Below are 13,302 nucleotides of genomic sequence, written 5' to 3' on the forward strand. Positions count from 1 at the left end.
CCCCCAGGTTCCACCCCCGCGCCCTCGTCCACGCCTCCGGCGGCCCCCGCTACGCCGTCGCCCTGGCCGTGGACGCGCTCGGCACCGGTCTGCTGAGGCCGTTCCTGCTCCTCTACGGGGTGACGGTGCTGCGGCTGTCCGCGCCGGTCACCGGTATGGCCATGACGGCCGGGATCGTCGCGGGTCTGGTGTGCATGCCCGCGGTGGGCCGTTGGCTGGACCGGGGCGCCCGCAGCACGGTCGTGGCGGCGTCGATGCTCGTACGGGTGCTGGGCGTGGCGGTGCTGCTGGCCACCCCGGCGGGACACACCGGGCCGTTCGCGGCGGCGGCGCTCCTCCTCGGTGTCGGCAACCAGGCCTGGCCGGCCGCCCACGCGGCCCTCGTCGCCACGGTCGCCCACGGCCGGGACCGCGACGCGGCGCTCGCGGCCGGCCGCGCCCTGCGCAACGCCGGCCTCGGCGTGGGCGCGCTGCTCGCCACCGCCTGCCTGGCGGGCGGCACCACCGCCCTGCAGGCGCTGGCCGCCGTCACCGGGGTCGCCTACCTCGTCGCGGCGGCCCTGGCCTGGTCGGTCCGCCTCCGCGCCCGTACGGCCCCGCACCCGGACCCGGCGGAGGGAACCGACGGAGCGGCGGCCGACGGCTCCCTCGGCCGCCGTCCGGCCGCCGCTCCCCGGATGCGCACCCTGCTGGCCGCCAACGTGGTCTACGTCTTCTGCCTGAACGTCCCCGAGATCGCCCTCCCGCTGATCCTGGTGACACAGCTGGACGCGTCCCCGATGTGGTCGGCGGCGATCTTCGTGGCGAACACCGTGCTGGTGGTCACCCTGCAGGTGCCGGTGACCCTCCTGATGTCCCGCTTCCCCCGGCGGACCGCCCTGGCACTCGCCGGCGGCGTACTGGCCGTGTCCTACGTCGGCTTCCTCGTGGCCGCCTCACGGGGACCTGGCTGGGGCGCCCCGGCCGTCGCCGCCGTGTCCGTGGTCTGCACCCTCGGCGAGATCGTCTACGCGGGCAGCGCCACCGCCCTGGTCACCGCCCTCGCCCCGGCGCACGTGCTGGGCCGCACCCTCGCCCGCTTCGAGCTCTCCACCGGCTTCGGCCTCGCCGTCTCCCCGGCCGTCATCACCGCCCTCGCCCCCCACGGCCCGGCCGCCCTCTGGGGCAGCCTGGCCGCCGCCACCCTGGCCGCCGCCACAGCCGTGGCCGCTCACAGCGCGTAATGATATGCTACCCAACGTGACAATGGAGTCCGAGGGTACCCCTCGCCGCACGGATGCACCCAATCGCGTCTATTACTTCACCATCGGCACCGGCACCTGGCACGGGACGGCCACCTTCCGCGTCACCTCGTGGCGTCGATTCCTGCGCAGCCCCATCGGTGTGACGAACAAACTGCTCGTCACCACCATGCACCTCATCGAGCGGCTCACCGGCCCCCTGCGGCAGGAATCGACGATCGTGGCGAAGCCGGACGTGGAGGAGTTCGGCCGGGCCGACAACGTGGTCCGGATGACCAAGTTCGGCGTGACCCTGTACCTCCTGGAGGAGCAGTACGTCCTGAACGGGAACGGGACCGGGGTCACGGTGCGCGGGCACGAGAGGCTCGGCCCCGTGCCGGGCCTGTTCACGCGGACCCTCACCTACTCCGCGGAAGTGCACGACGACGGGATGGCCGCGACCTATCGCATGCCGCTGCTCGGAAGCGACTGGATCGGGGAATATCGGGTCTCCGCCGACCGCGGGAGCCTCTTCGCGGAACTGCTCTGCGACTGGGGCAGGGCGACCGAGGAAACCCGCCGCATCAGCGCGCCGGCCTAGCGGGCGACAGGAGCCTCCTCCCGATGACCGACGCGTTCATGCTCCCCGCCGAAAAGGTCACCCGGGTCGCCGGACTGCTCGCCGACCGGGTCAGGCAGTACGACGCCGCACAGGACCGCCGGGCCGCGTTCGCCTACACCTACTACCGCCTCACGGCGACGCTCGCCACCGGCCTGGAAGCGGGCGAGCCCGCGTTCCACGACCCTTCCTGGGTCGCCGAGTTGTGCGAGACGCTCGCATCGGCCTATTTCAGCGCGATGGACAGCATCGACGCATGGCTGGCGCAGCGGCCGGGCGGCTCGGCGGACGAGATCCGGCCGAGTGACCTGCCGGACTCCGTCCCCCGGCCGTGGCGGGACGTCATCGCCGCTTCGAGTGCCCGGCGCTCCTACACGCTCGAAGACGTCCTCTTCTCCATGATGGCGCACATCTCGTACGACCTGCCGGAGACCCTGCGGCGCATGGCGGCGTCCACGGACGGACGCAGCCACATCGCGGACTTCCACCGCATGAACGACGTGCTCGGTTCCTGTATCGACGTGGTCCAGGACGACCTCGCGGCCCGGTACATCCACGGAATCGGCTCTCTGGACAGGCTGTTCACCCGCAGCGACGAACTGTTGACCAACTACGGGATCCGGGTCGCACGGGGTCTGGCCTGGTTCAACTGCGACCGGCTCCTGGACCCGGATTCCACCGAGGAAGCGTCGAAGTCGATCGGCAGGAGCACCGCCGCGCTCATCGCCGAGATCCGCCGCCCCGGCGACTGGAAGCTGCGCGCCGGGCTGTGGATCCTGCGCAGGCTGATCCCCGAGCGCCGACACTGGCCCGCACCGACCAAGCCCCTCGTGTAGACCGGTCGAGACGTGACGTCGTACTGCCGCCGGCGTGGGCGTCCCGCTCGCGAGAAGGTCGGCGGCGGTTCGCGCGTGGTGGCTGGGCCAGTCCTGCATGCTCGGTCTCGGCAACAACGCCCGGACCACCGCCAACCTGCTGCGGGAAGGCGAATGCATGCTCGATCCGCCCTCGTCGGCGATGGTCGACGCCGTCGACCGGATCGCGCTCACCACGGGTGAGCCGGCCGTGCCCGACTGCAAGGGCAGGAGCATGCCGCATCAGCTCCGGTCGGCGACCGCCTGAACAGGCGTCCGGCACCCTGCCGAGGCGAAGCCCAGCCAGGTGTGCCGGTTGTTCCACCAGCACCACCCCACCTTGGGCGCGTCACGGCGCTCCCGGCCGTCCCGCCCGGTGCCGTTGCTGATCCAGATCGCGGGGGTACGGGCGTCCAGGGCGCCGCCGGCCTTGCGCAGCCGTGAACCGATGGTCATGAAGCAGTGGTTGCGCTCCAGCGCCTCGGGCTGCTGGAGCAGCCAGTGGATGCCCTCGGTCAGCACGAGCGGGGTGCGGCCCTCCTCGGTGAGGGCGGGCAGGGCCTCCTCCGGGCTCCAGTTGGCCATGCGGTCGCCGCGGTCCGGGCCGGCGACCACGTAGAGGGGCGCGTCGGGCAGCTCGGCGTGGTGGGGCACGAACAGGTCCACGTCGGTCATGTCGGTGACGACGAAGCCGGGCTTGCCCGCGCGCCGGAGCAGCGGCGCGAGGGCGGAGGCCGGGACCCGGTCGGGGTGCACGGCGAGCAGAAGCTCCCCGCGCGCGCCCGCGTCACCGGCCGCGGCTTCCGCGGCGTAGGCCCGCAGCTCGGCGGCGGACAACCCGGCGAGCTCGGGAACCCCGAGCGCGACGAGGCGCTCCGCCTGGGCGGCGAGCGACGGGAGCGGCGGGAGCGGGGTCACGACGTCATCGGAAGCCGATGCCGGCACGGGTGCGGACACGGGCACGGGTGCGGGTGCAGGCGCGGACTTGGGCGTGGGCACGGGCGTGGGCACAGTACTCCCTCGTCTCATGATCGAAGCAGTGGCCCCCGCTCAACGAGAGGCCCCACCCGAAGGTTCCCGGGCCCCGCTCCCCGGCTCCTCGCCCCCGACCAGCGCGGTCACCAGCCGCCGCATGGCGGGCCGCGGGTCGGGGGTGCCCGGCCAGGCGGTCATCAGCAGGTGGTGGGCGGTGCCGACGAGGGCGAGGGCGGCGGTGTCGGGGTCGACCGCGGCCGGCACCCGGCCGAGCTCCTGCTCGGCCCGCAGGTAGCCGGTGACGGCCTCCTGGACGGCGGCGAAGCCCGGCGCCCCGCCCTCCAGCGCCTCCCGGACGCGCAGCGTGGCGGCGGGGCGGGTCATGGCCAGACCCGACAGGGCCGGCCCGCCGGAGTCGAACAGGACCAGGGTGACGGCCTCCAGGTTCCGCGCGACCGTGCCCTGCCCGGCGCACCCCGCCAGCGCGCGCGCCTTCGCCGCGGTCCGGGCGAAGCGGTCGAGGCAGAGCTCGGCGACGAACTCGTCCAGTCCCGCGAAGTGCGTGTGCAACAGCCCCTTGGCGCAGCCCGCTTCGGTGGTCACGGACCGGCTGGTGAGCGCGCCGGGCCCGTCCCTCTCCACGACGCGTTCGGCCGCGGCGAACAGCCGCTCGCGTACGTCCGGCGTCGCCACTCCGCGCGGTGACATGGGCCCCTCTTCCGTTCCGGTCCGTGCGTCCCAGGCGCCGACGATACCCGGCATTGCCAGTTTGGGCACACGACCATACTGTTTGGGCACGTGCCCATTCTTTGTCACCCCACCCCAGGAGGCAGCCGTGCCCCACACCGCCGGCATCGTCAACACCGAGCAGGCGCAGGCCTGGAACGGCTCGGAAGGGGCCCACTGGGCCCGTCACCAGGACCGCTGGAACGCCGTCAACGAGGGCTTCGACGCGCCGCTCCTGTACGCCGCCGCGATCACCGCGCACCACCGCACCCTGGACCTCGGCTGCGGGGCCGGCCAGACCACCCGCCTCGCCGCGCTCCGCGCGCCCCACGGGCATGCGCTGGGCCTCGACCTGTCCGGTCCGATGCTCGCGCAGGCCCGGGCCCGCGCCGCGCAGGAGGGCCTCACCAACGCCTCGTTCCAGCAGGGCGACGCGCAGGTGCACCGCTTCGCGGCGGGCGCCTTCGACGCGGCGATCAGTCGCTACGGGGTGATGTTCTTCGCCGATCCGGTGGCGGCCTTCGCCAACATCGGCCGGGCCCTGCGCCCCGGCGGCCGCCTGGCGTTCGTCTGCCCGGCCGACGCCGCGCTGAACGACTGGGTGGGCGCGATGGCCTCCCTGCGGGACCTCCTGCCGGTCGGCGACTTCGGGCGGACCGGCTCGCCCGGCATGTTCTCCCTGGCCGCGCCCGACCGCCTCCGCGACGTCCTCACCGCGGCGGGATTCACCGCCGTCACCGTCGACCGGGCCCAGGCGTACGGGACGTGGGGACACGGGGCCGCCGACGCGGCGCAGTTCCTGCTGGCCACCGGCCCCGGCCGGTACCTGATGGAGCGGGCCGACGACACCGTACGGTCCCGCGCCCGGCACGCCCTGACGCAGCACCTGCGCGGGCACGAGACCGCGGACGGCACGGTCCGGCTCCTCAGCACCTCATGGCTGGTGACGGCGGACCGCCCCGGCGCCCCGGCCGGGCCGGCGCCGGCCTGACCGGGGCCACGGCCTAACCCAGGCTCCGCAACAGCTCGTTGCACGCCTGTTCGCACGTACGGCAGGCCTCGGCGCACAACCGGCAGTGCTCGTGCTGGTCGGCATGGGTGGCGCACTCGTCCGCGCACGCCCGGCAGGCGGTCGCGCAGGCCTGGAGCAGGGCCCTGGTGATGTTCGCGTCGTAGCCGGTGTGGCGGGAGAGCACCGACGCCGTGGCGTTGCAGATGTCGGCGCAGTCCATGTCGGTACGGATGCACTTGGTCAGGTCACCGACCATGCCTTCGGACAGACAGGCGTCCGCGCACGCCGTACACGCCTGGGCACAGGCCTGGCACGCCTCGATGCACCGGGTGAGCTTGCCCTGGTCCACGCTTCCGAGGTCGGCCGGGTAGGTGGCGAGCATGTCCTTGACCGTGGTCATCGCTCTCGCCTCCCCTTTCTGACGGGGGCCGGCGGGCCGGGCGGGTCGCGCCGTCCATGACCCCTCCTTCTCACGGTAGTGCCGCGTGGCGGCCGCGGCCCCCTTCAGACGGTACGACCGTCGACCGGAACGCCGAGCCGGTCGGCCAGCGTGGTCAGGGCACTGCCCAGAGGCAGCCCGATCCGGGTGGCGGCGTGCCGGTCGCCCCGGGTCGGGTCCCGGTTGATGATCAGCACGGGCGTGCCCGCCTCGGCCGCCTGGCGGACGAACCGCAGCCCCGACATCACCGTCAGCGAGGACCCCAGGACCAGCAGGGCCGCCGCCTCGCGGACCAGTGTCCGGCACTGCTCGACCCGGTGCGGAGGCACCGCCTCGCCGAAGAACACCACATCGGGTTTGAGGACGCCGCCGCAGCGCGAGCAGGGCACCACCCGGAAGTCCGCGACCTGGTCCTGGGTGAGGTCGGCGTCACCGTCCGGGTTGATCCCGGCGGCCACCGGCGCGAAGCCGGCGTTGGCCTCCTCCAGCCGCAGGGCCAGCTCGCGGCGCGGGCCGAACGTGCCGCAGGACAGGCAGACGACCCGCTCCAGGCTTCCGTGGAGCTCCACGACGCCCGCGCTGCCCGCGGCCTGGTGCAGGCCGTCCACGTTCTGGGTGATCACCCCCGAGAGCCGCCCGTGGCGCCCGAACGCGGCCACGGCCCGGTGCCCGTCGTTGGGCCGCGCCCGGCCGAACGTACGCCAGCCGAGGTGGCTGCGCGCCCAGTACCGCTGCCGGGCCGCGGGGTCGGAGGTGAACTCCTGGTACGTCATCGGGGTGTGCCGGGTCAGACTGCCGCCTTCGCCCCGGTAGGCCGGAATCCCGGACTCCGTGGACATGCCCGCCCCGCTGAGCACCAGCACACCGCCGGCACCCAGCGCCTCGGCGACGGGCGCCAGGTCCGTGGAACCGGGGCGCACGTCCCCGTCAGGGCTCCAGCTCAAGGTGGGACGCATCCGCATGCTGCCCAGCGTACGGAACGAGCGCCCGGGGCGGCACCGGGACCACGGCCTGGGCCGAGCCGCCGGGGTGCCCGGGGCGTTCCGATCTTCCCGTCCTTCCCGGCGGTCCGGGCCCCAACTGCCGCTGCTGCGGCTACCGTGAGGGGGAGACCGCCCTGGAGGAGACCGTGAGCGCCCAGCCCGAGCCCGAACGCACGCCCGCAGCGGCGCCCTCGCAGCCCCCTGTGCCGGCGCCCGCACCGGGGGCGTTCCTTCCTTCCGACCCGGACGACACGGACGGGGTCGCCCGGGCCGACACGCGCGGCACCCACCCGTGAACGACGCGCCCTGGCCGTCCCGGCTGTCCCCGGGCGCCCTCGCCACGTTCGAGCAACTCCCGGCCCACGCCCGCGAGATGCTGCGCGACATGATGGGCCTCGCCCGGCGGGACCCCTGGTCCTTCCCGCCCTTCGACCCCCATGACCCCGAGGGCGAGGACGTCCGCTCCGCCTCGGTCGGCCTGCTGAGCACGGTCTACTGGATCAACCGCCCTGCCGCACGCCTGTACGTCATCGCCATCGTCTGGCTGGGCTGACGGGCATCGGACCGGCTCCGCCCGGGCGGTGGCGACGGTCCGCGCGAAGCAGACCAGCACGGCGGCGCAGCCCGTGACTTCGGCATCCGCCGCACGCCAGGCCCCGGCCGCACCGCCCGGACCCGAGATCGAGGACGGCGGCGCCCCGGCCCCGGCCGCCCGCGCCCTTGCCGACACGGTCCGGGCGGCCCCTGAGGCCCTGGACGGGCCGGCCGCCACCCTGCCGGCCCTGCGCGGCCCCGAGGCCGAACGCGCGCTGAACCCCTGGGGCGATGTGACGGCGGACTCCGCGTACTGATCTCGGTGGCGGCTGTTCATGTGGTGATCATCTGGCATTCTAGTGGCATGTGAAATATCACATGTCATCCGAGCTCGTTCTCGTGACCATGGACAAGGAGAACCCCCATGAACCGCTTAGCACTGCTCGCCGCCGGCGCCGCCGGCACGGCCGTCCTCGCGCTCACGCCGGCCCAGGCGGTCGCGGCCCCGGCCGCCGCCACCGGGACCGTCACCACCTGCGGGAACCTCGGCCTCCAGGCAGGCCTGTCGACGAAGCTCTGCGCCGAGACCACCGGCACCACGGTCGTCTTCTACGGCCTGGTGGGGCTGGCCGGCCCGCCCTCCCCGGGCAGCCCGGCGCCGCAGCCGAAGGAGCTGTTCACGACGCTGTCGGCAGAGGTCGTGGGCAGCGGCGCACCCGCCACGCAGGCCCGGCCGGTCCTGTTCACCTCCACGACGGTCGAGGTGCGGGGCGTCACCGTCGACGCCCCGTGCGGCTCCACCGTCCGCGGCAGCTTCGGCGTCGCGTCCTTCCCCTGGTCGCCCCGGCCGGTCACCCACGAGGTCACGGTCACCTGCTGATCCCGCGTCCTCACGCCACAGCCGGTCGGCCCGCGAGCAGCGGGCCGACCGGCCGTCGGCGGGGGTCGCCGTCAGCGGGTGGTCGACCGGCGGCGGGCCGCCGCGAAGCCGACGGCCGTCACCGCCAGGGCGATCAGCCACAGCACCGCCAGGGAGTACGGCATGCCGTTCTCGCCCAGCCAGTCGGCGGCCGCGCCCGCGTACGGGGGGCCGATCACGCCGCCGATGCCCCACACGACGGCGAACGCCGTGTTGCCCAGCAGCAGACTGGTACCGCGCAGCCCCTCGCCCAGCAGGGTGAGGACGATCGGGTAGCCGGCGAACGCGATGCCGCCCCACAGCGCCACCATCGGCCACAGCCACAGGCCTCGGCCCACGAACGCCGGCAGCAGCAGCGCCCCTGCCGTGCCGACGACCAGGGTCAGCATCAGTGCCGCCCGGGCGCCCACCCGGTCGGCCAGCCAGCCCACCGGGTACTGGAAGAGCATCTGCCCGATCAGCAGCACGGTCAGGGTGAACGCCGCGTGCCCGGGCGACAGGCCCGCCCGTTCCCCGTAGAGCGGGATGAACTGCAAGGTGACGGCGTCGAACACGGACACCGCCAGCACCGCGACCAGCAGCACCGACAGCAGCCGCACCAGGGCCCGTACGGGCACCGAGCCGTCCGCCGCCATCGCCGGGACGCGCCGCCGGCCCGACCACAAGGGCCACAGCGCGACCAGCGGGCTGACGACGGCCACGGCCAGCGCCGCGCCCTCGGAGTTCCCCGTCACGGTCAGCACGGACGGGCCCACGCAGAAGCCCAGCGCGAGGACCGAGGTGTACGCCGTCAGCAGCCGGCCCCGGCCGGCCTGGTCGGCGATCTCGCTGATCCAGGTCTCGCTGAGGATGAACATGGCCACCGCGCAGGTGCCGAGCACGAAGCGGAGGACGAACCACACCCACAGCGCGTCCGTCGTCGCCAGCGCCGCCAGCAGCGCGGCGGCCCCCACCGAGGCCGCCGCCATGGCCGCCCCCGGCCCGAAGCGGCGTACCGCCGCCGGGACCAGGGGCGCCGACAGCACCATGCCCAGCGGGGTCATCGCCCCGTTCAGGCCCACCAGGGACGAAGAGGCGCCCTGGCGTTCGAGCATGAGCGAGAACAGCGGGTAGGTGATCCCCAGGGTCACCCCGAACACCCCGATGACCACGATCGGTCCGACGGCCCCGGCGAGTCCGCGCTGACGCCCGTGCCCCTGCCCGTGCCCCTGCCTCCGGCTGTCCCCGTCTCCGCTTCCGTCCCTGCGGACCGGGTGGAGCTGTTCGGTCATCGGCCCGTCAGCCGTTCACCGCGTTCCACACCCGGCTGGGCAGGCCGAATATGTCGATGAATCCCTCCGCGCTGGACTGGTCGAACGTGCACTCCGGCCCGTAGGTGACCAACTCGTGCCGGTACAGGGCCCGTTCGGCCCGTCGAGCGGCGACCGAGGCCCGTCCCTTGTACAGCTTCAGCCGGATCTCGCCGGTCACATGGCGCTGGGTCGACTCCACGAACGCGTCCAGCGCCGCGCGCAACGGGCCGTGCCACAGGCCGTCGTAGACCGTCCGGGCGTACGCGGCCTCCAGCGGCAGCTTGTGCGCGAGGACGTCCGCCGGCAGGGTCAGCTGCTCCAGCTCGCGGTGCGCCTGGATGAGCAGCAGCACGCCCGGAGCCTCGTACAGCTCGCGGGACTTCACCCCGACCACACGGTTCTCGAGCATGTCGATCCGCCCGATCCCGTGCCGGCCGCCGAGCGTGTTCAGCTGCTCCACCAGCGCGGTGGGGCCCAGCGGTACGCCGTCCAGGGCGACCGGGACGCCCGCCTCGAAGCCGATGGCGACGTACTCGGGGGTGTCCGGCGCCTCCTCGGCGGGACGGGTCAGCGCCCACACCTCCTCGGTCGGCTCCCAGGTCAGGTCCTCGATCAGGCCCGCCTCGACGTTGCGGCCCAGGATGTTGAGGTCGATGGCCCAGGGCTTCTCCTTGGAGACGTGCCCGGCGATGCCGAACTTCTCCGAGTAGGCGATCGTCTCGGCCCGGCTGAACGACCACTCCCGGGCCGGGGCGAGGATCTTCAGGCCGGAGTCGAGCAGGGCCACCGTCAGGTCCAGGCGGACCTGGTCGTTGCCCTTGCCGGTGCAGCCGTGGGCGACGGCGCCGCACTCGTAGGCGTGGGCCGTCTCGACCAGCAGGTCGCCGATGAGCGGGCGCCCGAGGGCGGAGGAGAGCGGGTACTGGCCGTCGTAGAGCGCGTTGGCCTTGACGGCGGGGAAGCCGTACTCGCGCACGAAGCGCTCCTTGGCGTCCACCACCAGGGAGACGTCGGCGCCGGCGTGCAGCGCCTTCTGCCGGATCGGTTCGAGCTCGTCGCCCTGGCCGAGGTCGGCGGCCATCGCCACGATGAACTCGCAGCCCATCTCGTGGCGCAGGTACGGGATGCAGGCGGTGGTGTCTACGCCGCCCGAGTAGGCGAGCACGACACGCTTGGCCGAAGCCATGGTCAGACTCCTTGCGTGGGACGGGACGTCAACGGGTGGTGGGCCGGGCCGGCTGCGCGGCGTTGCGGCGCCGCAGCTCGCGGGCGGCCGCGAGGACCAGCTCGGGTGCGGTGCCGCCGGGGGAGCGGCGGCGGCGCACCGCGTGGTCCACGGTGAGGACCTCGGCCGGCAGGCCGGCCAGCCGCGCGTCGAAGTCGGCGAGTCGGGCCGCGGTGGCGTCCCGCAGCTCCAGGCCCTGGACGCCGAGCCACTTGACCAGGCCGCCGACCACGCTGTGCGCCTCGCGGAACGGCAGCCCGCGTTCGGTGACGAGCCAGTCGGCGAGATCGGTGGCGACCGTGTTGCCCAACTCGGCTGCCGCCCGGGTGCGCTCGGGCACGAAGGTGATGCCGCGCAGCATGGCGGCCGTGCTGCGGACGATCAGCTCCAGCTGGTCGGCCGAGTCGAACAGCGCTTCCTTGTCCTCCTGCATGTCGCGGCTGTAGGCGAGGGGCAGGCCCTTCATCACCGTCAGCACCGCCATCAGGTTGCCGAAGACCCGGCCGGACTTGGCGCGCATCAGCTCGGGCAGGTCGGGGTTGCGCTTCTGCGGCATGATCGAGGACCCGGCACAGAGGTCCTCGGGCAGCACCACGAACCCGAACTGCGGGGTGCTCCAGAGCACCAGCTCCTCGCCCAGCCGGGAGGCGTGCACCGCGAGCGTGGCGCCGGCGGCCAGGAAGTCCAGGACGAAGTCACGGTCGGAGACGGCGTCCAGGGAGTTGCGGGTGATGCTGTCGAAGCCGAGCCGCCGGGCGGTGGCGGCGGGGTCGATGGGATAGCCGGTGCCGGCCAGGGCGGCGGCCCCCAGCGGGGATTCGCCGAGCCGCCGGCGGGTGTCGCGCAGGCGGTCCCGGTCGCGCAGGAACATCTCCCCGTACGCCAGCAGGTGGTGGCCGATGGTCACGGGCTGGGCACACTGGAGGTGGGTGAACCCGGGCATCACGTCGGCGTGGTGGGTCTCGGCCCGCTCGGCGAGGAGGTCGACGGTGGCGGCGAGCAGCGCGTCGAGCCGGTCGACGGCGTCGCGCACCCACAGCTTGGCGTCGACGGCGACCTGGTCGTTGCGCGAGCGGCCCGTGTGCAGATGACCGGCGACCGGGCCGACGATGTCGCGCAGCCGTGACTCGATGTTCATGTGGACGTCTTCGAGGGCCGGATCGAAGACGAAGGTGCCGGCGCCGATCTCGGCACGGACCTTTTCCAGCCCCGCCACGATGGATTGCGCGTCCTCGGCGGAGATCACTCCGCTTTCGCCGAGCATCTCCGCGTGCGCGACCGATCCGTCGATGTCCTGGAAGGCCAGCCGCTGATCGAAGCGTACGGACGCGTTGACCTCTTCGAGCAAGGAATCGCCGCCGGTCAGCCAGCCGCCCCAGAGCGAAGATTCGGATTCCGATTTCACGATTCCCCGTGCCTTTTCGTTTCGAGAAGAGCGATTTTGAATGAGAACGAGCAGTCCAGCTCGCGTTTCTTCCTGCGCAGCTCGCGGATGCGGTAGAAGCTCCACAACCACTGGACCGGGTAGACGACCGACAGGTAGAGGCGCCGCCCGGGCCGTCCCGCGGCGAAGTCCTGCTCGTCCGCGAACACGTCGAACCCGGCCTCCCGGACGAGCCCCTCCATCGGTCCGGGCTCGGAGAAGAACAGCAGCAGCCGCTTCCCGGAGGGGGCGAGGGTGCGCAGGGCCCCGCCGAGCAGCTGCCGCCCGTAGCCCTGCCCGCGATGGGCCTCGGGGATGAACACGACCGCGACCTCGGACCAGTTGCCGAGGAGGTGATGGACGAGCAGCGCCCCGAGGAGTTCCCCGGAGGCGCGGTCGACGAGGGCGAAGGTGTCGCGGCGGCCCGTCCATTCGGCCGCGCTGTAGCCGGTTATCTTGGGCGACCGGCGAATTTCCGCCACGACGATGGCTGCTTCGTCATGGGTGAGTGGTCGGCGCTGTAACTCGGTCCTGGTGAGCAGCGTCGTCTGTGCAGACAACGGTATTCCCCTGTTCTCCCTGCGCACGGGCAGGCCCGTGGGTGAGCTGAAGTCTGAGGTGAAGTGGGGCGGAGTGAAGTGACGTAAAGGCGCGGTTCCTTGCATCCCGCACGGAGGGAACACTACGCGTCGGCGCATTCCTGTCAACGGTGTCTCTGATGGTGGACGAGCACTGCCGAATGTTTCATTGCGGAGCCCTGAATTCCTTTTCTCTCCGGGAAACGGCGGGACGACGACCGTGAGAACGCACCACTCCCGTGATCACCCGGATGGCGGCTGCGGGGGCGGGCCGCCAGGTGGTGGGGTGGGGCCTGCAGATGATCTCCAGGTTGGTGAGGGGCTGGTGCGGGATGGGACGTCGGGCAGCCCCGTCGACGACCGCCCGGTCCGTGCTCCGGGCCGGCCTGGTCCCGGGCGTTCCGTTCCCGACGGGCGTGCGCCGGGCCGGCCTGGTGCTGGCCGGACTGCTCCTGATCCCGGCCTGCGGCCCGCCGCCCCCGTCCCACCGCCCCGCCCCGGAC

Annotated in this window: 16 protein-coding genes; 8 read left to right on the forward strand and 8 right to left on the reverse strand. The window is 73.1% G+C overall.

Going from position 1 to position 13,302, the window contains the following annotated elements; all coding sequences use genetic code 11:
* The 4 genes from EF918_RS23555 to EF918_RS23570 all read left to right on the forward strand — a co-directional run.
* A partial coding sequence (locus tag EF918_RS23555) for an MFS transporter (RefSeq protein WP_148141257.1) occupies window positions 1-1,223 on the forward strand: 1,223 nt, incomplete at its 5' end.
* A gap of 16 nt (window positions 1,224-1,239) precedes the next feature.
* Complete coding sequence (locus tag EF918_RS23560; RefSeq protein ID WP_125650172.1) at window positions 1,240-1,821, forward strand: hypothetical protein; 582 nt, start codon at window positions 1,240-1,242, stop codon at window positions 1,819-1,821.
* Between the two features lie 23 nt (window positions 1,822-1,844).
* Entirely contained in the window at window positions 1,845-2,675 is an 831-nt protein-coding gene (locus EF918_RS23565; RefSeq protein ID WP_125650174.1) for a DUF5995 family protein, read from the forward strand.
* Between the two features lie 34 nt (window positions 2,676-2,709).
* The gene (locus EF918_RS23570) at window positions 2,710-2,961 is read left to right on the forward strand and encodes a hypothetical protein (protein ID WP_221889744.1); all 252 of its coding nucleotides are present in this window, start codon (window positions 2,710-2,712) and stop codon (window positions 2,959-2,961) included.
* Here EF918_RS23570 and EF918_RS23575 read toward each other — a convergent pair.
* Window positions 2,937-3,611 carry a DUF5701 family protein gene (locus EF918_RS23575; protein ID WP_260610553.1) on the reverse strand — a complete coding sequence of 225 codons (675 nt, stop codon included), beginning with the start codon at window positions 3,609-3,611 and terminating at the stop codon, window positions 2,937-2,939. The two genes, EF918_RS23570 and EF918_RS23575, sit on opposite strands and share 25 nt — an antisense overlap.
* Before the next feature lie 132 nt (window positions 3,612-3,743).
* Window positions 3,744-4,376, reverse strand: coding sequence for a TetR/AcrR family transcriptional regulator (locus tag EF918_RS23580; protein ID WP_125650176.1), 633 nt, complete (start codon window positions 4,374-4,376; stop codon window positions 3,744-3,746).
* 127 nt (window positions 4,377-4,503) lie between these two features.
* On the opposite strand from EF918_RS23580, the gene EF918_RS23585 reads away from it, so the two are divergent.
* Window positions 4,504-5,385 carry a class I SAM-dependent methyltransferase gene (locus EF918_RS23585; RefSeq protein WP_260610554.1) on the forward strand — a complete coding sequence of 294 codons (882 nt, stop codon included), beginning with the start codon at window positions 4,504-4,506 and terminating at the stop codon, window positions 5,383-5,385.
* 13 nt (window positions 5,386-5,398) lie between these two features.
* On the opposite strand, the gene EF918_RS23590 is transcribed toward EF918_RS23585, so the two are convergent.
* A complete protein-coding gene (locus EF918_RS23590) occupies window positions 5,399-5,806 on the reverse strand; it encodes a four-helix bundle copper-binding protein (RefSeq protein WP_125650180.1) in 408 nt (135 codons plus the stop codon).
* 104 nt (window positions 5,807-5,910) lie between these two features.
* Window positions 5,911-6,801: an NAD-dependent protein deacetylase gene (locus tag EF918_RS23595; protein WP_185921884.1), complete on the reverse strand. Its 891-nt coding sequence runs from the start codon at window positions 6,799-6,801 to the stop codon at window positions 5,911-5,913.
* Window positions 6,802-7,120: 319 nt separating this feature from the next.
* Here EF918_RS23595 and EF918_RS23600 point away from each other — a divergent pair, with 319 nt between their 5' ends.
* From EF918_RS23600 to EF918_RS23610, 3 genes are all read left to right on the forward strand, one after another.
* The gene (locus EF918_RS23600; RefSeq protein ID WP_125650184.1) at window positions 7,121-7,381 is read left to right on the forward strand and encodes a hypothetical protein; all 261 of its coding nucleotides are present in this window, start codon (window positions 7,121-7,123) and stop codon (window positions 7,379-7,381) included.
* Window positions 7,382-7,454: 73 nt separating this feature from the next.
* Complete coding sequence (locus tag EF918_RS38435) at window positions 7,455-7,679, forward strand: hypothetical protein (protein ID WP_260610556.1); 225 nt, start codon at window positions 7,455-7,457, stop codon at window positions 7,677-7,679.
* Window positions 7,680-7,786: 107 nt separating this feature from the next.
* The gene (locus EF918_RS23610; RefSeq protein WP_125650186.1) at window positions 7,787-8,242 is read left to right on the forward strand and encodes a hypothetical protein; all 456 of its coding nucleotides are present in this window, start codon (window positions 7,787-7,789) and stop codon (window positions 8,240-8,242) included.
* Window positions 8,243-8,313: 71 nt separating this feature from the next.
* On the opposite strand, the gene EF918_RS23615 is transcribed toward EF918_RS23610, so the two are convergent.
* From EF918_RS23615 to EF918_RS37730, 4 genes are read right to left on the reverse strand one after another with little or no spacing between them, the layout of a single operon-like run.
* Entirely contained in the window at window positions 8,314-9,552 is a 1,239-nt protein-coding gene (locus EF918_RS23615; protein WP_125650188.1) for an MFS transporter, read from the reverse strand.
* A gap of 7 nt (window positions 9,553-9,559) precedes the next feature.
* Window positions 9,560-10,759: an argininosuccinate synthase gene (locus tag EF918_RS23620; RefSeq protein ID WP_125650190.1), complete on the reverse strand. Its 1,200-nt coding sequence runs from the start codon at window positions 10,757-10,759 to the stop codon at window positions 9,560-9,562.
* A gap of 28 nt (window positions 10,760-10,787) precedes the next feature.
* Window positions 10,788-12,203, reverse strand: a complete 1,416-nt coding sequence (gene argH, locus EF918_RS23625) for an argininosuccinate lyase (protein WP_221889746.1) — start codon at window positions 12,201-12,203, stop codon at window positions 10,788-10,790.
* Window positions 12,200-12,781: a GNAT family N-acetyltransferase gene (locus EF918_RS37730; protein WP_221889747.1), complete on the reverse strand. Its 582-nt coding sequence runs from the start codon at window positions 12,779-12,781 to the stop codon at window positions 12,200-12,202. Before EF918_RS37730 ends, argH begins: the two co-directional genes overlap by 4 nt.
* Window positions 12,782-13,302: the final 521 nt, after the last annotated feature.

This window comes from Streptomyces sp. WAC06614, from assembly GCF_003949795.1.
Taxonomy (GTDB): Bacteria; Actinomycetota; Actinomycetes; order Streptomycetales; family Streptomycetaceae; genus Streptomyces.